Annotated in this window: 19 protein-coding genes and 1 pseudogene; 14 read left to right on the plus strand and 6 right to left on the minus strand. The window is 63.5% G+C overall.

The window, feature by feature from the left end:
- A pseudogene (locus tag B097_RS12755) lies at positions 1–234 on the plus strand (IS256 family transposase); the annotation flags it as partial.
- Between the two features lie 320 nt (positions 235–554).
- Positions 555–1,580, plus strand: coding sequence for an LLM class flavin-dependent oxidoreductase (locus tag B097_RS0108450; RefSeq protein WP_018582094.1), 1,026 nt, complete (start codon positions 555–557; stop codon positions 1,578–1,580).
- Positions 1,581–1,592: 12 nt separating this feature from the next.
- Here the strand turns inward: B097_RS0108450 and B097_RS0108455 are convergent, their stop codons facing one another.
- Complete coding sequence (locus tag B097_RS0108455) at positions 1,593–2,507, minus strand: AEC family transporter (RefSeq protein WP_018582095.1); 915 nt, start codon at positions 2,505–2,507, stop codon at positions 1,593–1,595.
- 318 nt (positions 2,508–2,825) lie between these two features.
- On the opposite strand from B097_RS0108455, the gene B097_RS0108460 reads away from it, so the two are divergent.
- The 5 genes from B097_RS0108460 to B097_RS0108480 are packed head-to-tail and all read left to right on the plus strand — an operon-like array spanning position 2,826 to position 8,265.
- Positions 2,826–3,587 carry a GntR family transcriptional regulator gene (locus tag B097_RS0108460; protein WP_018582096.1) on the plus strand — a complete coding sequence of 254 codons (762 nt, stop codon included), beginning with the start codon at positions 2,826–2,828 and terminating at the stop codon, positions 3,585–3,587.
- 34 nt (positions 3,588–3,621) lie between these two features.
- Entirely contained in the window at positions 3,622–5,124 is a 1,503-nt protein-coding gene (locus B097_RS0108465) for an ABC transporter substrate-binding protein (RefSeq protein WP_018582097.1), read from the plus strand.
- Complete coding sequence (locus B097_RS0108470; RefSeq protein WP_018582098.1) at positions 5,121–6,080, plus strand: ABC transporter permease; 960 nt, start codon at positions 5,121–5,123, stop codon at positions 6,078–6,080. Before B097_RS0108465 ends, B097_RS0108470 begins: the two co-directional genes overlap by 4 nt.
- Positions 6,077–6,889, plus strand: coding sequence for an ABC transporter permease (locus tag B097_RS12760; RefSeq protein ID WP_018582099.1), 813 nt, complete (start codon positions 6,077–6,079; stop codon positions 6,887–6,889). Before B097_RS0108470 ends, B097_RS12760 begins: the two co-directional genes overlap by 4 nt.
- Positions 6,886–8,265, plus strand: coding sequence for an ATP-binding cassette domain-containing protein (locus B097_RS0108480; protein WP_018582100.1), 1,380 nt, complete (start codon positions 6,886–6,888; stop codon positions 8,263–8,265). The genes B097_RS12760 and B097_RS0108480 overlap by 4 nt, the downstream gene beginning before the upstream one ends.
- Before the next feature lie 133 nt (positions 8,266–8,398).
- On the opposite strand, the gene thpR is transcribed toward B097_RS0108480, so the two are convergent.
- The 3 genes from thpR to B097_RS0108500 form a co-directional block, all read right to left on the minus strand.
- Positions 8,399–8,935: an RNA 2',3'-cyclic phosphodiesterase gene (gene thpR / locus B097_RS0108485; RefSeq protein ID WP_018582101.1), complete on the minus strand. Its 537-nt coding sequence runs from the start codon at positions 8,933–8,935 to the stop codon at positions 8,399–8,401.
- Positions 8,932–9,387, minus strand: coding sequence for a hypothetical protein (locus tag B097_RS0108490; protein ID WP_018582102.1), 456 nt, complete (start codon positions 9,385–9,387; stop codon positions 8,932–8,934). The genes thpR and B097_RS0108490 overlap by 4 nt, the downstream gene beginning before the upstream one ends.
- Before the next feature lie 129 nt (positions 9,388–9,516).
- On the minus strand, positions 9,517–10,782 hold the full coding sequence (locus B097_RS0108500) for an alpha/beta fold hydrolase (protein WP_018582104.1): 1,266 nt from the start codon (positions 10,780–10,782) through the stop codon (positions 9,517–9,519).
- 29 nt (positions 10,783–10,811) lie between these two features.
- Here B097_RS0108500 and B097_RS0108505 point away from each other — a divergent pair, with 29 nt between their 5' ends.
- Positions 10,812–11,534 (plus strand): aldose epimerase family protein, encoded by a 723-nt coding sequence (locus tag B097_RS0108505; RefSeq protein WP_018582105.1) that lies wholly within the window; start codon positions 10,812–10,814, stop codon positions 11,532–11,534.
- A 3-nt stretch (positions 11,535–11,537) separates the two neighbouring features.
- Entirely contained in the window at positions 11,538–13,253 is a 1,716-nt protein-coding gene (locus tag B097_RS0108510; protein ID WP_018582106.1) for an FUSC family protein, read from the plus strand.
- On the opposite strand, the gene B097_RS0108515 is transcribed toward B097_RS0108510, so the two are convergent.
- A complete protein-coding gene (locus B097_RS0108515; protein WP_040429541.1) occupies positions 13,219–13,851 on the minus strand; it encodes a DsbA family oxidoreductase in 633 nt (210 codons plus the stop codon). The two genes, B097_RS0108510 and B097_RS0108515, sit on opposite strands and share 35 nt — an antisense overlap.
- A 106-nt stretch (positions 13,852–13,957) precedes the next feature.
- On the opposite strand from B097_RS0108515, the gene B097_RS12765 reads away from it, so the two are divergent.
- From B097_RS12765 to B097_RS0108530, 3 genes are read left to right on the plus strand one after another with little or no spacing between them, the layout of a single operon-like run.
- A complete protein-coding gene (locus B097_RS12765; protein WP_018582108.1) occupies positions 13,958–15,931 on the plus strand; it encodes a BCCT family transporter in 1,974 nt (657 codons plus the stop codon).
- A gap of 47 nt (positions 15,932–15,978) precedes the next feature.
- Complete coding sequence (locus tag B097_RS0108525) at positions 15,979–16,713, plus strand: FMN-binding negative transcriptional regulator (protein ID WP_018582109.1); 735 nt, start codon at positions 15,979–15,981, stop codon at positions 16,711–16,713.
- A 50-nt stretch (positions 16,714–16,763) separates the two neighbouring features.
- Positions 16,764–17,459: a YoaK family protein gene (locus tag B097_RS0108530; protein ID WP_115324619.1), complete on the plus strand. Its 696-nt coding sequence runs from the start codon at positions 16,764–16,766 to the stop codon at positions 17,457–17,459.
- Between the two features lie 13 nt (positions 17,460–17,472).
- Here the strand turns inward: B097_RS0108530 and lepA are convergent, their stop codons facing one another.
- A complete protein-coding gene (gene lepA, locus B097_RS0108535) occupies positions 17,473–19,329 on the minus strand; it encodes a translation elongation factor 4 (RefSeq protein ID WP_018582111.1) in 1,857 nt (618 codons plus the stop codon).
- Positions 19,330–19,510: 181 nt separating this feature from the next.
- Here lepA and B097_RS0108540 point away from each other — a divergent pair, with 181 nt between their 5' ends.
- Together B097_RS0108540 and rpsT are read left to right on the plus strand one after the other, a co-directional pair.
- The gene (locus tag B097_RS0108540; protein ID WP_018582112.1) at positions 19,511–20,116 is read left to right on the plus strand and encodes a type II toxin-antitoxin system PemK/MazF family toxin; all 606 of its coding nucleotides are present in this window, start codon (positions 19,511–19,513) and stop codon (positions 20,114–20,116) included.
- A 194-nt stretch (positions 20,117–20,310) separates the two neighbouring features.
- Entirely contained in the window at positions 20,311–20,574 is a 264-nt protein-coding gene (gene rpsT / locus B097_RS0108545; RefSeq protein ID WP_018582113.1) for a 30S ribosomal protein S20, read from the plus strand.
- The last annotated feature ends 12 nt before the right edge of the window (positions 20,575–20,586 follow it).

Raw genomic sequence — 20,586 nt, forward strand, 5'->3', positions numbered from 1 at the left:
CGTAAAGCCACCCGGAATCGGGTGCAGTTCACCAACGATGAGTCTGCGATCAAAACCTTGTGGTTGATGATCTGCAACATTGAGGACAAACGGGCCGCCAAGCGCGCTAAGCAGGGCAAACGGGTCGCGGCGACCAGCGGCCGGCTGATCGAGGGCAGGCGGGNGACGAACTGGAAGCAGGCCATCAACCAGATGTCTGTGGCTTACCCTGACCGCTTCGAGCCCTACCTCTAATAATCACGCCCCACACACAAACAACTTGACACGCTCTCGGCCAGCAAAGTCATGGCGCTGGTGCCTGCGTCCCGGAGCATGTCGTTAATGGTCATGAACCTGACACTAAAACACCCACACAACCCAAGCGCGGGGGTAGCCGGCACATGTCCGAAACCTGTGGAAAACAACATAGTTATCCACAGAAAAACAGTGGCCCACGCCACAACGGTTGCGCGCGCCACTAGCTTCGGTACCATGTTTCGGCCACGCGATCGTCGTAAAGCAAAAACGCAGGATGTGTAGGGTGGGGGCACAACGCAACCAAAGAAAGGACCCCCATGGCCCGTCTGCCACTGTCCCTCATTGATTTCTGCACGATCTACGAAGGCGAAACCGCCGGCGAATCCATGCAGCGTAGCGTCGAGCTGGCGCAGCGCGCGGAGAAGCTGGGTTATTCGCGGATTTGGTACTCCGAGCACCACAATATGCCGACCATCGCGTCGAGCTCTCCCGCGGTGCTGATTAGCCACATCGGCGCGAAGACCGAGAAGATCCGCCTGGGCGCCGGCGGCGTGATGCTGCCGAACCACTCCCCTTATGTGATCGCGGAGCAGTTCGGCACGCTCGGCGAGCTCTACCCCGACCGCATCGACCTGGGCCTGGGGCGCGCGCCCGGCACCGACCAGAACACGCTGGGGCGTGCTTTACGACGAGACCCCCGCGCCGCCGAGAACTTCCCGCAGGATGTGGTGGAGCTCCACGGCTACTTCCGCGGGCGCCCGACCGTGCCTGGGGTGACTGCCGTGCCGGGCGTGGGCGTGAAGATGCCGCTGTACATCCTGGGCTCCTCCATGTTTGGCGCGACCCTTGCCGCGAAGCTGGGGCTGCCGTACTCCTTCGCGTCGCACTTCGCGCCGCAGCACTTGGTGCAGGCCACGACGTACTACAAGGAAAGCTTTGAGCCTTCTGAGGTGCTGGATGAGCCATATGTGATCGCGGCGGTCAACGTCACAGCCGCGCCGACGCGCGAGGAAGCCGAAGAGCAGACCGCCGGGGTGCACCGCAACCGCGTGAAGACCATGATGGGGCGCCGCGGCACGGTGCTTAACGACGAGCAGCTCGACCAGGTGGTGAACTCGCACCAGGGCCAGCAGATCATCGATATGCTGCGCTTCACCGGTGTGGGTACTGGCCCGGAGGTGGTGCAGTACCTGGAGGAGTTTGCGGAGCTGGCGAAGGCCGATGAGCTGATGATTTCGCTGCAGGGGCGTAATAATGCTGAGGCGATGGCGTCGATGGAGATCCTCGCCGACGCGTGGGGCCTGGATCCGGCCAACATGGTGGGCGATCCCGGCAACTTCTAGCGGCGCGACAGATTAGGCCCCGAAGACGAGGCCGATGACGATCAGGACGGGCAGCGACAGCAGCGTTGATGCGACGCCGGTGTCGCGGGCCAGGTCGGTGGCGGTGCGGAATCGTACGGCGTAGGTGTACACGTTCTGCGCGGTCGGCAGCGCGCCGAGCACGGCGGCGGTGTACAGGGCCTGGCCCTCCATGCCGAAGAGGAAGTAGGCCAGGGCCACGGCGATGAGCGGGTGCACGATGTTTTTGAACCCAGCGGCCAGCGCCACGCCGCGGGTGAGGCGGAGTTCGGCACCGTGCAGGCTCATGCCGAAGACCATAAGTGCCAGGGGCACTGAGGCGCCGGCAAGGATGCCGATCGGCTCTGTGATCAGCGCGGGCACGTCCCAGCCACTGAGTGCCAGTGCAAGGCCGATGACGGCGGCGATGAGCATCGGGTTGCGCAGCGCGACGGCAATGTTGTGGCGCCAGCCGGAATCGGTAGCCTCGGTGGTTTTGATGTCCAGCAGGGTCAGCATCACGGGCGCGTAGAACGCCACTTGGAACAGGATGACGGGCACGACCACGGCACCATCGCCGAGCAAATACACCGCCAGCGGGATGCCCAGGTTGCCGCCGTTTGCGTAGCTTGCGGCGAGCTGCCCCACCATCGACGAGGGCGTATCCCACCCGCGCAGGCGGAAGGCGAGAAACGCGAGCAGCCCGACGATCACCGCCGAAGCCGCGACCACCGCAAAGTGCGGCCCAAGAACAACGCGGGGATCCGTGTTAAGCAGTTGGTCGATCAGCAGCGCCGGGGTGGCCACGTTGTAGACCAATAAAGCCAGCGGGCGCGACCCGCCTTTGCCCAGCACGTTGCCGCGGGCGAGGAAGTAGCCGACGGCGATGACGATGATCACTACGCCGAAGCCTTGTAGAACCGCGAACATTGCGCCCTTTCCTTTTATTTGGCTCCTAGCTTATCGGCCCACACCCCACTCGGTTTCGTTAGACATTCCTTATGCCTGCCGACACAGTGGAACAGGTACAGTGGATACCTAAGGTTTCCATGCCCCCGAGTTGGGCGTCGATAAACCCGTGAACAGGTCAAACGAATGCCACCCTAGTGGGAACTTTGAGAATCTTTGTGCCTCGGGTCATTCCTTTTCGCAAGGTGTGGATCCAGAAGTATAATCAAAACGCATTCGGTGCCATGGAAACTGTTTTCATGTGTTGTGGACCCGCCGAAAAAGAATAGAAGGATAGAGATGTCGAGCCTCAGGCCACCCCAGCAACACGAGGAAATCGCCGAGTTCATTCGGCAAGAAATTTTCACTGGCCGCTACGCGCCTGGCGATCCCCTGCCCTCCGAGGCGGAGCTGTGCCAGCAATTTGATTCATCGCGCGGCCCCGTGCGCCAGGCGATGTCCACGCTGCGCGCAGAAGGCCTCATCTCCTCGGGGCGTGGGCGCCGCTCCATCGTGCTGGAAAACATCCCCACCGAATCTTTCGACTCCGTCTTCTCCGTCACCGCTTGGCTACGCGCCCTAGGCAAGGAACCCGGGCAGAACACGCTGTGGATCGCCCGCCAGCCGGCCAGCGCGGAAGTCGCCGAGGCACTCGAAATCGCGCCGGAAGAGCAGACGGTCGCCGTCCACCGCGTGCGCACCGCGGACGGCGAACCCATCATGGTTGAAAGGATGCACTTCCCCGCCGAGATCGGCCGCCACCTGCTCGATTTCGACGCCGACAACGGCTCCATCCACCGCCACCTGCTCCGCATGGGTGTCGATTTCAACAACGTCTCGCGCACCCTCATCGCCATCCCAGCCTCCGCAGAAGACGCCGAATCCCTCAAGGTCGACGAGGGCTACCCCCTCCTGCGCCTGACCATGCGCTGCTACACACACTCCGGCCAGCCGGTCGAGCTCGCCGACTACCGCTATCGCTGCGACAAGATCCAGTTAGGCATGAACAGCGTGCGCGGCGCTTCCTCCCCGCTGTGGGTAGACATCCCCGACAGCGACTAGGTATCCCGCGCCCAAGCTATTAACCTTTTCAGGCATGGCAACGAACAGGGCGACCCGCACCGCCACCCGCGCGGTAGCCGTGCTGGGCACCGCCGGGCTGCTGGCGTCGTGCTCCGCGGGTTCCACGGCGACGCAGGTCGGCAGGGTCGCGGGCGCGGGAGTGGTCGTCGGCACGTCCGGCGCACCCGCCAGCCTCGATTTCACCACCACCGGCGGCGCCGCAATCCCTCAAGCGCTCATGTCCAACGTGTACGAAACGCTGGTACGCATCGACGACACCGGCACCCCCGTCCCCCACTTGGCGGAGAGCATTGCGCGTAACGACGATGGCCTGCGCTATACCTTTGAGCTGCGCGAGGGGGTGTTCTTCTCTAATGGTGACGAGTTCACTGCTGAAACCGCCGCGTTTTCCATCAACTATGTGAAGAATGAATGGACGAACGGGTTGAAGGCGCAGATGGATCCGGTGGAGTCGGTGGATGTCGTCGATAAGCACACGCTCGTCGTGACGCTGAGTGCTCCGTCGAATCGGTGGTTGTGGTCGATGGGCACGCTGACGGGGGCGATGATGACGCCAAATGGGGTGGATTCTTTGGCGACGGACCCGGTCGGCACGGGGCCGTACACGGTGGATCGTTTTAATGTGGGCGAGTCGATTACCTTTGCCGCGCGCGAGGATTATTGGTCTACGCCGGCGCACCATAATGCGGCGATCCGCTACTTCGCGGACTCTGTGGCCAGCGTCAACGCTTTGCGCGCCGGCGATGTGGACGTGGTGTGGGCACTCCAGGCGCCTGAGCTTCTGGATTCGCTTCCCGACGATTACCGCGTCCAAGTCGGCTCCACCAATGGCGAGGTGATCTTCTCCATGAACAATGACTCAGCCCCCTTCGACGACCCGACCGTGCGCCAGGCCGCCGCCTACGCCATCGACCGCGACGCGCTGAACCAGGTGGTCTACGAGGGCTTGGGCACCAACACCGGTGGGGCGCCGGTCCCGCCGAGCGACCCGTGGTACACCGGCCGCGACTACTACCCCTTCGACCCGGCGCGCGCCCGCGAGCTGTTGGCCGGTCGCACCCCTGAGCTCACAATCTCTGTGCCCAGCCAGCCTTATGCGCAGAAGGCCGCGGAGCTGATTTATTCGCAGCTGACGGAGGTGGGCTTCCGCGTCACGTTGGAGACCTTGGAGTTTCCTGCGGTGTGGTTGGGGCAGGTGATGAATCAGCACGATTATCAGGCGTCGATCATCGCGCATGTGGAGCCGCGCGATATCCCCGCGCTGTTTGGCAATCCGGACTATTACCTGCGCTACGACTCCCCAGAAGTGCGCAAGGAGCTGGCGCTTGCCGACGAGGGCGATACCGCACGCCAGGTCACCCACATGGAGGCCGCGGTGGACCAGATCATGGCGGATGCCGGCGCACTCACACTGGCGAATAGTCCGAATATTGTGCTCACAGCACCTGGGGTGATCGGCATCGATGCCGATGTGATCACCGATGCCCTTCCGCTGGCGGGGGTGCAGCGCCCATGACCTCCAGTGTTGTTTACTTCGCGGGCCGGATGCTCGCCCGCTTTGTCATCATGTTGTTTCTTGCCAGCGTGATCATCTTCGTGTTGTTGCGCGCCATCCCTGGTGATCCGGCGCGCATCGCGTTGGGGGTCACCGCCACCGACGAGTCTGTGGCGGAGCTCTCGGCCCGCCTGGGCACGGATCGGCCCCTGATCGCCCAGTATCTGGATTGGATGGCTGGGCTGCTCACCGGCAATTTCGGAATCTCTTTGGCCAGCCAGCAGGACATCACACCGCTGATGGTAGATCGGGCGCAGGTTTCGCTGATTCTGTGCGGGGCGGCCATGGTGGTCTCCTTGCTGATCGCGATCCCCACGGGTGTGTATTTGGCCCGGCGCGACCACCGCCCGGATGCGGCGATCGTGTCGGCGGGTACCCAGCTGGGCATCGCGGTGCCCAGTTTTTTGGTGGGTATCTTGCTGGTGGCGGTCTTTGCCGTGCGGCTGAACTGGTTGCCCGCCAACGGCTGGGTTCCGCCGGGCCAGGACTTCGGGGCGTTCGTGTCCCACCTGGTGTTGCCGGTGATAGCGCTGTCCTTGGTGCAGGCGACGATTTTGACCCGCTACGTACGCAGCGCGATTGTGGAGGAGTTGCACAAGGACTACATCCGGACGGCTCGGGCGGGGGGATCGTCGACAAGCGAAGCCCTCTACCGCCATGCTCTGCGTAACGCGGCGCTGCCTGTGCTGACCGTGACGGGGCTGCAGCTGACCAGCCTGATTGTGGGCGCGGTGGTAATTGAGCGCGTGTTCGTGATTCCGGGACTGGGGTCGATGCTGATCGATTCGGTGGCCAACCGCGATCTGACCACCGTGCAGACGGTGATGATGCTGCTGGTCGTATTCACGCTCACCGTTAATTTGGTCGTGGATGTGGCGTACCGGGTCATCGACCCTCGGCTGAGGAGTCGCGCATGAAACTCTCTGGTTGGATTGGGGCGGGCATCGTGGGCCTGGTCGTTATCATGGCGGTGGTCGCTGTGGTGTGGACGCCTTATGACCCCACGCAGGCGCTTGTCGACGATCGCCTCGCCGCGCCGAGTGCTGCCCACTGGTTGGGCACTGATCAGTTTGGTCGCGATATTCTCTCCCGCATCATGGAAGGCGCCCAGGTGACCTTGGCGGTGGGGTTGGTCGCGGTGGCGATCTCCGCGCTGGTGGGCGTGCCGCTGGGGATCATGGCCGGGCAGCGGCGTGGCTGGGCCGAAACCTTGATCATGCGGGGTGCGGACCTGCTGCTGGCTTTTCCGGCGTTGTTGCTGGCCATCGTGTTTACGGCGGTGTTTGGGGCGTCCACGAGCATTGTGATGTTGGCGATCGGGATTGCCGGCATCCCAGGCTTTGCGCGCGTGGCCAGGGCCGGCACGCTGCGGGTGATGACGCAAGACTATATCCTCGCCGCCCGCATCTCCGGGGTGTCCGGGCCGATGATCGCGTGGCGGCATATCCTGCCCAATATTGTGGGCGTGATCATCGTCCAGATGTCCGTCGGCTTTGCCCTGGCCATCCTTGCGGAGGCGGGCTTGTCCTTCCTAGGCCTGGGCACCCCTGCCCCTTATGCCAGCTGGGGCCGCATGCTGCAGGCTTCCCAGGGCTACCTGGCCTCCGCCCCGCACTTGGCGATCGCCCCCGGTATAGCCATCGCCGCCACGGTGCTGGGCTTCAACCTGCTCGGCGACGGGCTGGCGGGTAGCCGACGCCTTGTACCAGGGAAGGAGACGGCATGATCAGCGTTCATAACCTTTCGATCCGCAGCGCCTCAGGCGACCAGATCCTGGACGACATCTCCTTTGACCTCGCCCCCGGCGAGCGCCTGGGCATCATCGGCGAATCCGGCTCCGGCAAATCCATGACGGCCCTAGCATTGATGGGCCTGCTGCCGCGATCCGTGGACGCCTCGGGCGAGGTGATCGTCGATAAGCACAACATACTCACCGCACCCGCGCGCGTGACCCGCAAGATCCGCGGCCGGAAGATCGGCATGGTTTTCCAGGAACCGATGACCGCGCTGGATCCGCTCATGCCCGTGGGCCGGCAGGTCTCGCGCGATGCGGCGCGTGCCGACGAGCTCCTGGCCGACGTCGGTGTCACCCGGCCCGGCGCCTATCCGCATGAGCTGTCCGGCGGACAGCGCCAACGCGTGCTGATCGCCAAGGCCTTAGCCGGCGAGCCCGACCTGCTGATTTGTGACGAACCCACCACCGCCCTGGACACCACCACGCAGGCGCAGGTACTTGACCTGATCGAGCGCCTGGTTGCCGAACGCGGCATGGCGCTGCTGTTCATTTCCCATGACCTGGCGGTGGTGCGCCGCATGACTGAGCGCGTGCTAATTTTCCAACACGGACGCACCGTCGCCCCGGATTCCGACTACGCCCAAGCCCTCGTGGCTGCCTCGCGCCCCGGTCCGCCCGCCGCTGCGCGCCCGCTGGGTGAGCCTGTGATCGAGCTGGACCGCGTCAGCCTGCGCCGCGGCGACACCCTCGCCGTCGACGATATGTCACTGACCGTCCGCCGCGGCCAACGCCTCGGGCTGGTTGGTGGTTCCGGCTCCGGCAAGACCTCCCTGCTGCGTTTGATCGCCGGTTTGAGTACCCCGGATTCGGGCACCGTGCGCGTGGGCGGTCGCCTGCAGATGGTCTTCCAGGACCCGGCCGGCTCCCTGAACCCGCGACTAACCGTCGGCACCTCCATCCGCGAGGCCGGCGGCCGCGACGCCCCCGTCGACGCTGTGCTGGAGCAGGTCGGGCTGCCCGGGGTGGCCGGCCGCTACCCGCACGAATTCTCCGGCGGCCAGCGCCAACGCATCTCGATTGCGCGCGCCGCCAGCCCCCGCCCCGAGATTTTGCTTGCCGACGAACCCGTCTCCGCCCTCGATGTCACAGTGCGCGCCCAGGTGCTTGACCTGCTGAATTCGCTTGTCGACGACGATGGCCTCACCCTCGTGTTCGTCTCCCACGATCTGTCGGTGGTGCGCACCGTGTGTCCCACCCTCGCCGTTGTGTATGAAGGCCGCATCGTTGAAGCCGGCGACACCGAGGAAATCTGGGCCAACCCCCAACACGAGTACACCCGGCACCTGCTGGACGCCGTCCCGCGCTGACCTCCCCTCCCCTTTTTCGCAAATGCATATAGTCCTCGCTACATAGTGCGACTAGGTTATTGACAACCAGTTGGTGTCACGCACTATGTGCCGAGGACTATATCGCTTTAGGTTGTGTGGGTGCCGGATCCCGCTAGAGGTGGGTTTCACCAAGCAGTTCGTAACGCGGCCCACCCGAACGGCCCTGGCCCAGGAAGGATTCGTAGAGGCCGATCGTCGACACGCGCCACTGCGGTCCGCGGTAGACGCTCAGGGCATGGGTGAGGTCGCCGAGCAGCCACGGGTCCTGGAGTCGGTTGTGAGCGCGGGCGACGGTCAGGTGTGCGCGCTGCCGGTCGCGCTGGTCGTCGTCGAGGACGCTGCCGGCCGTCAGTCCGCGCAGGCGTGCGGTGTCGCCGCCAACGCCGATCCACAAGGTGCGCGAAGAAAAGCAGCCGGCCCCGGAGAGGTACAGGTCCAACGGGCCGGTGGACGCGGCGGCGAGGTGGCGCAGCAGCACGTCGGGGTCCTCGGCCGTGTCACCGTAAAAGGCGCAGGTGATGTGCCAGTTATCCGGGTCCGTGAAGCGCAGCACACTGCCCTCGCGTTCGCGGATGGGGCGCAGCGCGGTCACCAGGTGCTCACGCGCCTCATCGGGAATGGATAGCGCGGCGAAAAGTCGGCGGCTCATGTCTCCACCGCCAGGGTGCGGGCCACCGAATCGAAAAGGAAGGTCACCCGCCCAGGCCCAGACAACATGGCGGCAACAGGCCCCAGCATCGGTTCGTGAACATAGCTGACCAGGTGAGTTCCAGCCTCAGAGCGCAGCACCACCCGATCCATCCGCGGCACGCCCAGCACGCTGATCAGGGCGCGGGGCACGCGCAGCGAGGCTTCCGTGTCCTCCACATCCACCGTCCAGGCCACCACGCCATCACCGCGATCAACCAGGTCAGAACCTTCCACGAACCACGTTTCACCGCGGTAATCGTCGTCAAGCATGACCTGCCCGTCGACGATTCTGAAATCGCCAGCCTCGGCCACGGTGCGTAGCGCTGGGCGTGGAAAAGGGGAGGTATCCAGCATGCGTTGCAGGTCGGTGCGGCCGGCGGCCAGCTCGTCTGCGATCCATTCAGCAATCATGCCCCACACCTTAACGACGAATATAGAACAACAACGCTGGGTCCAGAACATGCTCCTGATGGACCTCGAAGGCAGCGGAGAGCTCGTCGATCAGCGCCTGCTCATTACTGGCCTCATTCATGGCATCGACTATAGCCTGCGGGCAAGGTGGAAGAGGGTGTCGGCGATCGTGTCCCCCGCCCGCCGGATGCCGTCGTGCTGGTACTTCGCGGTCTCCCACACGGTCATGTGCGGCAGCAAAGCGGCTGTGTTCAGCGACATCGCGCGCGGGACGAACATGTCGTTGGTGTACACCGCGGCGGCACAGCTGCTCTCCGCTTCGGCCAGCGCGGACGGATCATAGAGCGCCGACCAATCATCCTTGACGGCCAGGCGGTGGGCGGCCTCGCGCAGGGGCTGCAGGGCCGGGTCCTCGTCGAAAAGAAACGGGAAGATGTGCTCTCCGGTCAGGTAGAAGGGGTCCTCGCCTGTGGGGTCAGCATCGGGTGCGAAACCCTCAAGCTGCTCAGAGACGCGCTGCGCCGACCACGCCGTGGCCGCGCCGGGCGCCCCGTAAATGGATTCGTGGATGAGGGCATACAGCGGGGTGCGCTCGAAACTGACCCGCTGACCCACCTCCGCCAGGAAATCGGGCTGCAGTCGCTTTTCGCCGCGCACTGTATAGAAAGGTGCATCAAACAACATGGCCATGTCCGCAATGCCATTGCCACGTCCCAACCCGATACCCACGGTGCGCAGCCGGCGCGAGCTCAAACGCTCCCCGGTGGGCAACGTCTCATCCGCGTTGTCCAGGTGGTGGCACACCTCGCGCACGCGCTCCTCCGCCCACGGAACTTGATCGTAGAACTCGCGGTGGCGCAGCTCCATCGTGGCAAAGGTGGCGCGGTAGACGTCGTCGGCATGCACGCCCACCCCGGGCAGGCCGCCGGTGAAGTACGCGCGCCCCACCGACTCCGGCGCCACCGACAGGTAGTGCGTGATGCAGAACCCGCCAAAGGACTGCCCCAACACGTCCCACCGCTCCAGCCCCAGCGCCTGGCGCAGCTCCTCGGCGTCGGCCACAATATTGTCGGCGCGCAGCAGTGGGAGCAGGGAATCGTCGTTAAGCGAATGCCTGTCCACACGCGAGGAACGACCGGTGCCGCGCTGGTCCAGCAACACCACGCGGTAGTGGCGTAGGGCGGTGGCCAGCCAGCCGTCGATGTCCGTGGGCCGCGGCGCCGGGTTGCCGGGCCCGCCCTGCAGGTAAAGCAAGGTGGGCGCGGCGGGATCGGCGACCAGTTCGCGGGCGAAGAGCTGGCAGTTGCCGCGGGTGGGGTCGGTGCGGTCCCACGGCACGGGCAGGGTGTGGTCGTGGATGGTCAGGCCACCGTAGGTTGCTGAAACTGTTCTCACGGCCCAGATCCTACCGTTAAGCTGAAGCCATGAAGATCCTCGACTATGGTGCCCACGTCCTCTCCGCCCCCACCCCAACCGGCGACCTCTTCTTCGTCTCCTCGGACGCCGCCCTCGACGGCAGCGCGCCCGTGCGCGGCGGCCTCCCACTGATCGCCCCCTGGTTCGCAAAATTCTTAGGCGACCAGCAGCACGGCTGGGCCCGCTCCAGCGTGTGGGAGATCGATGGAACGCAGGGCACGCTTAACGACGATTACCTCGAGCTTCGTTTCGCCGCGCAAGAGATCGAGAACGGCTGGCGTTTCGAACTCAGCTGCACCAACACCGGCGATACTGTGCGCAAAATCCAGCTGGCGTTCCACCCCTACTTCGCGGTCAGCGCGGTGGCTGACGTGGTGGTGCGTGGCATCGATGGCGTGAATGTGTGGGACCGCGTCAACCATGACAAGGCGCTGTACAAGGGTGACTTCACCTTCTCTGGTTTGACGGACCGGATCGCCCTGGCAGCCCCAGAGGTCACGGTGGAGGATGCCAACCGCCGCCTGACCATCACCGCGGAGGGCACTGATTCCACCGTGCTGTGGAACCCCGGCGCGGAGGGAGGTGCGCGCCTTGGGGATCTCGGCGAGGGCGAATGGGACAACTTCGTGTGCGTCGAACCAGCACTACTGGGCACCAACGCCGAGGGCGTAGATTTGCCTGGTGGGGAGACCGCGGTAATTGCAATGGAAGTCACCGCCACTATGGTGTGACGTGTGAATGAAAGAACTGCCCGTGCCGTAGAACTCGAACCTTTACCGAAACGCCCCAACCCATGGCGGCTGTTTACGGCGTTCAATTCGTCGGAGCCACGTTGGCCCGGCGCGTTGCGCGCCGCCATTGCCGTGACGGTGCCCGGCATGATCGCCCTGCTCCTGGGACATCCGGACGCGACGGTGCTGATCGCCTCGGGCGGGTTCATCGTGATCTACGGCGAGGGCCACCCGTACCGGGCACGCATCCGCATTATGGCGTGGGCGGCGGCGATGTTGGTCGCTGGTGCCACGGTGGGTGCTTTCGTCGGCACGTTTATGTGGGATGAGTTGCAGGCGGGCGGTTCACACTGGTGGTTGATGCTCTCGGCGGTATACACGGTGATCATCGCCACGGTGGGTACGTATGTGCAGAATGCTTTGCGCCTGCGGCCGCCGGGCGTCTTTTTCATCGTGATGGTCGCCGGCGGTTCCACGATGATGGTGAAGTCCGGCCTGAACCCGATCGAGGTCGGCGGCTGGGCCATCGTCGGCGCGCTCTCCGCGATCCTGGTGGGCATGTCCGGTGCGCTGGTTAACCCGCACGGCCCGGAGCGACAGGCCGTGATCACTGCGGACCGCGCAGTCGCCGTCTTTGAGGCGAAGGATTCTTCTTTGGGCCAGCACCACCGCGCGCAGCAGGCGGTGGCGCAAGCATGGTCCACGCTTGGTGATGCGGGCATCATTTCGGGCGGCGCGATCGTCGATAAGCACCAATCGCACCTTGTGGAACGCACGATGGACGCGCACCGTCGTCTGGCGCGGCGCGGTGGCGGCAGCCGTTTTGGTAACGATTCGGACATGGGCGCACTTTTCGACGAGCAACGCTTGGTGATCCCGCATACTCGGCCGTCGATCATGTACCGGCTGACACGCTCCGCCAACCGCCATAGCCACGCCTATATCACCGCGGAGAAGGTGCTGATGGCCACGCTGTTATCGGCGATCGTGGGTATTGCGCTGGGCTTTGACCGTCCGGACTGGGCCGTGGTGTCCGCCCTGCTGATGATCCAGTGGGGCCCGGACCGCATCCCCGGCCAGGTGCGCGGGCTGCACCGCCTGGTCGGTTCCCTAGTGGGCATTGGCCTCTACGGCGTGTTCCACCTGCTGGAAGTCGATGGGCTCACGCTGCTGTTGGCGCTGGCGGTGTGCCAGTTCGGTGCCGAGTTCTTCGTGACGAAGAACTACGCGTTCACCGTGATTTTCACCACCCCGCTGGCGCTGCTGATGGGTGATTCGCTGCAGCAGCCGCTTGGCGATGTCTTCTGGGCCCGCACCGCCGAGGTAGCCATCTCCATCGTCTTTGGCTCGCTCCTGCTGTGGCTGTGGCGCCCGTCCGCGGAGCGCGCCCACCACTACCGCCTGATCATCCGGGTGCGCAAGGCCATGGGCTCCCTGCTAGGCGCGCTGCTGGTCGGCCCGCCTTCAGGCGCGAAGGAGGAACGACGCGACCTGCAGTACGAACTACTCTCCGAGCGCCGAGCCATCAACTCCCTGGCCATGGACCACCCCGACGATGCCCTAGAAAAATGGGCCGACCACGTCGAGGCGCAGACCGCCGGCTACGCGATGCTTGAGTATTGCAACGCGCGTAACGACGATCGCCTCACCCCGGCCGAGGTCGCAGAGCTTGCGGCCCGGGTTCCTACCCCGCACGGACCTCATTCAGAGCCTGCGTAAAGACCTCCGGCGGCTGAGCTCCTGAGACTGCGAGCTTGCCGTCAAAGATGAAGAAGGGCACCCCGTTGATCCCCATCTGGCGGGCTGCCTGGATTTCTTCGCTCACGCTGTCGGCGTACTTCTCAGTAGCGAGGACATCGTCGATAAGCGATGTGTCGAGCCCGACCTGCTCCCCCAGCTCGCGCATTGTCTCTGGGGAGGCCACGTTCTTGCCCTCGGTGAAATAGGCGTGCTTCAGTGCTGCATCCCACTGGGTGCCCAGGCCGGCCTCGCGGGCGGCGTGGCCGACGCGGTGGGCATCAAAGGTGTTCGCGATGACCTGACCGCGCCAGTTGAACTCCAAGCCGATCGCCGCGGCGCGCTGGGCAAGCCCGGTGAGCATCTGCTCCACCTGCGCTGGGGCCATGCCCTTGGACTCGGCCAGCCACTGCGGGCCGGACACGGTGGGCTCCTTCGGCGCGTCGGGGGTCAGCTCGAAGGAACGCCAGATGATTTCCACATCGTCTTTGCCGTCGAAGTCCTCTAATGCCATGGACAGGTGCTTTTCGCCGATGGTGCAAAACGGGCACACGTAGTCGGACCAAATATCGATTCTCATGTCATCTTCCAACCATGCATTGCGACGAATCATTCCCTTTGTGGTTTACTTAGAGATTCTGTAACCAACCCGGGTGAAGGATTGACCTGCGCCCACGAAGGAATCGGTGCCACACAACGTGACCGACAAGACTGACAAGAAGTACGCGGACGAAGATCTTTATCCGCACAAAATCCACCCGGCGTTGGTGCCGGGAATCAGCGTCGATGAGCAGCGTAACCGCTTCGGCGTCGACAAGATCGTGTTCCTGCTGACCGCCGCCGCCATCCTGGCGTTCATTACGTGGGGCGTGGTGGCGCCGGATTCGGTGGCCAATACCGCATCGGCGGCGTTCGCGTGGGGCATGAAGAATGCGGGCTGGCTGCTCAATATTGTGATGCTGCTCGGTATCGCGATCATGATCGTCGTGGCGTTTAGCCGCTTCGGGTCGATCCGCCTGGGCAAGGACAACGAGGAGCCGGAGTTTTCGCGCTTTTCGTGGATCGCCATGATGTTCGGTGCCGGTATCGGCGTCGGTATCTTCTTCTTCGGACCGTCCGAGCCGCTGTGGATGTTCCTTGACCCGCCACCGGAGACCGTCGAGGCCGGATCGCCGCACGCGATCCACCAGGCCGTCGCCCAGGCCCACTTCCACTGGGGGCTAGCAGCCTGGGGCCTGTACTCCTTCGTCGGCGCAGCGATCGGCTACTCCATGTACCGCCGCGGCCGTGTTGCCCTGATCTCCTCCGTGTTCACCCCGCTGCTTGGCCTGGGCAAAACCCAGGGCGTGGTGGGGCGCGTGATCGACATGCTGGCCATCGTGGCCACCTTGTTCGGTACCGCCGCCACGCTGGGTCTGTCGGCCACGCAGATCGCCACCGGCGCAGAGATCGTCTCTGGCGCGGGCCCGCTGGGCAATTCCGCGCTGTTCATCATCATTGGTATCTTGTCGGCCGGATTCATCATCTCTGCAGTCTCTGGTGTTTCGCGCGGCATTCGCTACCTGTCCAACGCGAATATCTCGCTGACGCTGCTGCTGGTGCTCTTCGTGTTCATCACCGGGCCAACGCTTTTCCTGCTGAACCTGATCCCGTCCGGCACCGTGTACTACCTCTCTGAGTACCTAGACATGGCCTCGCGCTCTCTGTCCTGGGGCCAGGACACCGTCGACTTCCAGGCTGGATGGACAGCCTTCTACTGGGCGTGGTGGATTGCGTGGACCCCGTTCGTCGGCATGTTCATCGCGCGTATCTCCCGCGGCCGCACGCTGCGCGAGTTCACCATAGCCACCATGCTGGTGCCCACCGCGATCCTGATTTTCGCGTTCACCGTCTTCGGTGGCACCGCCATCACCTTCTCCCAAGAGGGCATCGAAGGTTTCGACGGCACCGCCTCCAGCGAGGAAGTGCTCTTCGCCATGTTCGGGCAACTGCCTCTGTCTAACATCACCCCCTTCTTGCTGATCCTGGCCCTGGCGGTCTTCTTCATCACCTCCGCCGACTCCGCCTCCGTGGTCATGGGCACGATGAGCTCCAAGGGCGACCCTGCCCCGAACAAGCTGGTCGTCGTGTTCTGGGGTCTGTGCATGATGGGCATCGCGATCGTCATGCTGCTCTCCGGCGGCGAAGACTCCCTGTCCGGCCTACAAAACCTCACCATCCTAATTGCCCTGCCGTTCTCCATAGTGTTGCTGGGCATGATGGTCTCCTTCATCAAAGACCTCTCCACCGACCCGATTGCGATCCGCCGCACCTACGCCCGCACCGCAGTCGAAAACGCCGTGGTGCGCGGCCTGGAGGAACACGGCGACGACTTCGAGCTCACCATTTCCCAAGCCCCCGAAGGCCGCGGCGCGGGCGAAAAGTTCGACTCCACCGATGAGTCCCTCACCGACTGGTACCAGCGCACCGACGAAGAAGGCCGCAAGGTCGACTACGACTACCGCACCGGCGAGTGGGCCGACGGCTACGTCGACGAAGAGGCCGAGGCCGCTCGTCGTGAAGCCGAAGCGAAGGAAGCCGCGGAGAAGGCCGAGTTGAAGCGTCGCGACGACGAACGCCGCGCAGCCCTGGCCTCCGAGGAGAAGGACAAGGACGCTTAACGACGAGGCCATCGCTTTAATACGGGTTCTCCCGTAGTATTTGGGGTATGTACGTCACAAACGCCTACCGCATGGACCGTAAAGATGCGCTCATGCTTGCCGACCAGGTGGGCATGGGCCAGTTCATCACCACCAACGATCACGCCGGCATAGAGGCCACGCTGCTGCCCTTTGTGCTCAAGCGCGAAGGGGACCGAGTGGTCGTCGAAACGCATTTCTCCCGCGTGAACACGCAATGGGAGGACGAGGACGTGCTGATCGTGGTGCAGGGCCCGACCACGTATATCTCCGGGGTGGACCTGCCACCCGAGCCGGCCGATGCCCGCGTCCCGCGCGTACCGTCCGTGGATTATCTCACCGTGCACATGAAGGGGCGCATGCGGCATCGGCAGGGTGATGTTGCGTTTAGCACCGCGCATCTCGACGAGCTGGTGGAGAAGTTTGATGATCAGTGGCGCGTCGAGACACACTCCGATCCGCGCCTGGTGGAAGACATTCTGCCCGCCTTGGTTGCGGTGGAGATTGAGGTTGAAGAGGTCGTCGGCAAGTGGAAACTACACCAGGGACTGGCGCCCGACGAGATCGAATACACCATCGCCAAGCTGCGTGACCGCGGTACCCCGGACGCGTTGGCAGTTGCCGACGAGATGGAAACCCGAGCGTTGCCCTGGGCCCGTGCGCGTGCGGAGCGTGACCGCCAGACCGCGCAGCTGCCCGTGCCCAAGCCGAGCCGGCCCCGCCCGCCACGCGTGTACAAGTACGAGCGCGAGGGCCGCGCCTAAGCCCGCCTAACCTGGTCCGCGGCACTGACGCGTCGCCTATACTGCGGTATGTGTCTGCTGTAAGTCATACCCCACGCCAACTGGCGGCCGGCACCGGTTTTGCTTTTGTTGCTGGGTTCGTCGATGCCCTCGCCTTCATGTTTTTAGGTGGGGTGTTTTTGTCGTTCATGTCGGGCAACGTGACCCGCATCGCGGCCTCGTCCGCCACCGGCGATTGGGCAACGGTCCAGCTCGCCGCCACGTGTGTGGTGCTGTTTCTGCTCGGGGTGATGGAGGGTGCTCTTGTGCGCCGCCTTGCGGCCCGGCGGATCCCCATCGCGTTTGTGAAAAATGTCGTGGTCATCAACATGGCGCTGCTCTTCACCATTGCCTGCGTTTTCCTCGCGGCAGGAATGCCCCACATCGCGGTGGGCTTTGTCTCGCTGGGCATCGGGTCAATGAACAGCATCTTTGAGCGCAAAGGCGAGGTGTCCTTGGCGCTGACCTACATGACCGGAACGATGGTGAAGATGGGCCAGCGCCTCGTCGATACGCTTTTCGGCGGATCACACGCGGCCTGGCTGCAGCACTTTCTCATCGCGTCCGCGCTTGGATCGGGCGCGCTGGTTGGCGGATTCAGCTACAAGTGGTGGGGCCTGAACTCGCTGTATATCGCCACGGGACTGGTCTACGCCATGACGATTTTCACCGTCACGTGGCGCCTGCGCGACCACGTGCGGGTGATTTCGCGGCAGGCGCCGCGGTAGGCACGGTAGGCGCCTACTCCTCGTCGGTGGACAGCGCCGCCACGAACGCTTCCTGCGGAACGGTGACCGAACCGATGGACTTCATGCGCTTCTTACCGGCCTTCTGCTTCTCCAGCAGCTTGCGCTTACGGGAAATATCGCCGCCGTAGCACTTGGACAGGACGTCCTTGCGCAGTGCGCGGATATTTTCACGGGCGATGATCTTGGAGCCGATCGCCGCCTGGACGGGCACCTCGAACTGCTGGCGCGGGATGAGCTCCTTGAGCTTCTTCGTCATCTTGTTGCCGTACCACTGGGCGTTGTCGCGGTGCACGATCGCGGAGAACGCATCCACCGGATCGCCCTGCAGCAGAATATCCACCTTGACCAAGTCTGCTTCCTGCTCGCCGGCCTCCTCGTAGTTCAGAGAGGCGTAGCCCTTGGTGCGGGACTTCAACATGTCGAAGAAGTCGAAGATGATCTCGCCGAGCGGCATGATGTAGCGCAGCTCCACGCGGTCTTCGGACAGGTAATCCATGTTTTTCATCTGGCCGCGCTTGGTCTGGCACAGCTCCATGGTGGGTCCGACGAATTCGGACGGCACGATGATGGTCATGTTGACGATCGGCTCGTACACCGCCTGCATCTTCCCCTCCGGCCAGTCCGAAGGGTTGTGCACCAGCTGCTCCGAACCGTCTTCGGCCACCACTCGGTAGGTCACCGATGGCGCGGTCGAGATCAGGTCCAGGTCAAATTCGCGCTCGAGGCGGTCGCGCGTGATTTCCATGTGCAGCAGGCCTAGGAAACCACAGCGGAAACCGAACCCAAGCGCGACGGAAGTTTCGGGCTCCCAGGTCAACGAGGCGTCGTTAAGCTGCAGTTTTTCTAGCGATTCGCGCAGCGCCGGGAAATCCTCCTGGCTGACTGGGAAGAGGCCGGAGTACACCATGGGCTTGACGTCCTCGTAGCCCTGCAGTGGTTCGTCGGCACCTTTGGCGTCGCTGGTGACGGTATCGCCGACCTTGGTCTCGCGGACGTCCTTCACTCCGGTGATTAGGTAGCCCACCTCGCCGGGGCCTAGCCCGTCGACGGGGGTGGCCGTGGGTGAGACGACGCCGATTTCCAGCAGCTCCAGGGTGGTGCCGGTGTTCATCATGCGCAGTTTCTGGCCCTTGCGCAGCTGGCCGTCGACCATACGGATATAGGTGACTACGCCGCGGTAGGTGTCATAGACAGAGTCGAAGATCATGGCACGCGCCGGTGCGTCCTCGCCATTGATGGATTCCGGCGGCGGGATCATCTCCACGACGGTGTCCAGCAACGCTTCCACGCCTTCGCCGGTCTTGCCGGACACGCGCAGCACGTCCTCGGGTTCGCAGCCGATAATGTTCGCGATCTCAAAGGCGTACTTCTCCGGGTCCGCAGCCGGCAGGTCGATCTTGTTGAGCACCGGAATGATTTCCAGGCCCTTGTCGATCGCCATGTACAGGTTCGCCAGCGTCTGCGCCTCGATGCCCTGAGCTGCGTCGACAAGCAAAATAGCGCCTTCACACGCCTCCAGCGCACGCGAGACTTCGTAGGAGAAGTCAACGTGCCCAGGCGTGTCGATCATCTGCAGCACGATTTCTTCACCGGCGTGCTCACCGGTCGTCGGCACCCACGGCAGGCGCACGTTCTGCGCCTTGATGGTGATGCCGCGTTCGCGCTCGATGTCCATGTTGTCCAGGTACTGGTCGCGCATGTCGCGCGCCTCTACCACGTTGGACAGCTGCAAAATACGATCGGCCAGGGTGGATTTACCGTGGTCGATGTGCGCAATAATGCAGAAGTTTCGGATCCGCGCAGGATCCGTAAAGGTGGACTGGGCGAAATTTGTTGATTTCTTTGCCATTGGCCGTAACGGGTCCCTTCTTGTTCAATCGCACCCACTCTACCCTGTCCACGCTTTACGACGATCACCCGTACCCGGCCACCCCTATATTGGGCAGTGCAACTTTCTACTGGTTGTGACGCGTGTGACCTAAACGTTACAGTTGGTCTCGTAACCGCCCATCGTTTCGGGACTGATCACCATGAACATTTTGCGCCCACGCCAATCGAGTAAAGCCAGCGAAACTGGCAACTCCGATGTGGGTGACACCGGCGCCACACGTCTTGCCGCGCGCCTTTCCCGTCGTCGTGAAGAGCGCCGTGAGGCTCGTCGTGAACGCGTCGAGGACCTCGATCTTGGTCTGGAGAAATTGAATCAACGCCTAGGGCGCGCCAAAGTTGCCACCCGCCCCCGAGTCGCCAGGTCTTTGCGCGTGGAACCGACCGCTCGCCTCGCGCGCTCCATTTACTATTCCTCCGACTTGGACGGGCATGCCGAACCAGGCGAGGTCGTCTGGGCGACCGTGCCCTCACACCCACCGCAAGAGCGATCCATGCTGGTCATTGGACGACAGCAACACAAAGTTCTGGGCTTGCTCATTTCCTCGAATTCGCAGCACGCGGCTGATTCCAGCTGGCTTGAGATCGGCAACGGCGAGTGGGACGAGGACGGCGCGCAATGTTGGCTGCGCCTGGACAAGACGATGATCGTGCCTGAAATTGAGGTTCTACGCCGCGGCATCCTGTTCCCGCAGCGCCGCTTCAACATTGTGGCCAACCGTTTGCGCAGCATGTTCAACTGGTCGTGAGCTGGCACTGTGCAGCTGCGCGATTTGGTCGTCGTAAAGCGTGCCTGCTAAAGTCGCGGTGTTGTTCACGCCCGTTCTCTGGGTGAGCCGGCAACGCGGTCACGTACCTTGGGTCCGCGTCTTCAATGCCGGTTCTGCAGTCCCTTCGCGGGTGGATCGACTGGTATAGAAACATCGATTCCTAAGAGGTAAAAATGGCAAACATCAAGCAGCAGCAGAAGCGCGTTATCACCAACGAGAAGCGCCGTCAGCGCAACAAGGCGATCCGCTCCGCAGTGCGCACCGAGATCCGCAAGTTCCGCGAGGCTGTAGAGTCCGGCAACAAGGAAAACGCACAGGCACAGCTGCGCGTTGCATCCCGCAAGCTGGACAAGGCTGTGACCAAGGGCGTGTTCCACCGCAACAACGCGGCAAACAAGAAGTCCAACATGGCTAAGGCCCTCAACAAGATGGATTAATTTCCTCTTGGC

Source organism: Corynebacterium pilosum DSM 20521 = CIP 103422, assembly GCF_000373805.1.
GTDB lineage: Bacteria > Actinomycetota > Actinomycetes > Mycobacteriales > Mycobacteriaceae > Corynebacterium > Corynebacterium pilosum.

Bases quoted from the DNA above. Each gene is read 5' to 3' on its own strand.
- B097_RS0108490 (WP_018582102.1), bottom strand. From the start codon at position 9,387: ATGATTGCTGAATGGATCGCAGACGAGCTGGCCGCCGGCCGCACCGAC.
- B097_RS0108460 (WP_018582096.1), top strand. From the start codon at position 2,826: ATGTCGAGCCTCAGGCCACCCCAGCAACACGAGGAAATCGCCGAGTTC.
- B097_RS0108525 (WP_018582109.1), top strand. From the start codon at position 15,979: ATGTACGTCACAAACGCCTACCGCATGGACCGTAAAGATGCGCTCATG.
- thpR (WP_018582101.1), bottom strand. From the start codon at position 8,935: ATGAGCCGCCGACTTTTCGCCGCGCTATCCATTCCCGATGAGGCGCGT.
- B097_RS0108470 (WP_018582098.1), top strand. From the start codon at position 5,121: ATGACCTCCAGTGTTGTTTACTTCGCGGGCCGGATGCTCGCCCGCTTT.
- B097_RS0108455 (WP_018582095.1), bottom strand. From the start codon at position 2,507: ATGTTCGCGGTTCTACAAGGCTTCGGCGTAGTGATCATCGTCATCGCC.
- B097_RS0108480 (WP_018582100.1), top strand. From the start codon at position 6,886: ATGATCAGCGTTCATAACCTTTCGATCCGCAGCGCCTCAGGCGACCAG.
- B097_RS0108515 (WP_040429541.1), bottom strand. From the start codon at position 13,851: ATGAGAATCGATATTTGGTCCGACTACGTGTGCCCGTTTTGCACCATC.
- B097_RS0108465 (WP_018582097.1), top strand. From the start codon at position 3,622: ATGGCAACGAACAGGGCGACCCGCACCGCCACCCGCGCGGTAGCCGTG.
- B097_RS0108540 (WP_018582112.1), top strand. From the start codon at position 19,511: ATGAACATTTTGCGCCCACGCCAATCGAGTAAAGCCAGCGAAACTGGC.
- rpsT (WP_018582113.1), top strand. From the start codon at position 20,311: ATGGCAAACATCAAGCAGCAGCAGAAGCGCGTTATCACCAACGAGAAG.
- B097_RS0108505 (WP_018582105.1), top strand. From the start codon at position 10,812: ATGAAGATCCTCGACTATGGTGCCCACGTCCTCTCCGCCCCCACCCCA.
- lepA (WP_018582111.1), bottom strand. From the start codon at position 19,329: ATGGCAAAGAAATCAACAAATTTCGCCCAGTCCACCTTTACGGATCCT.
- B097_RS0108450 (WP_018582094.1), top strand. From the start codon at position 555: ATGGCCCGTCTGCCACTGTCCCTCATTGATTTCTGCACGATCTACGAA.
- B097_RS12760 (WP_018582099.1), top strand. From the start codon at position 6,077: ATGAAACTCTCTGGTTGGATTGGGGCGGGCATCGTGGGCCTGGTCGTT.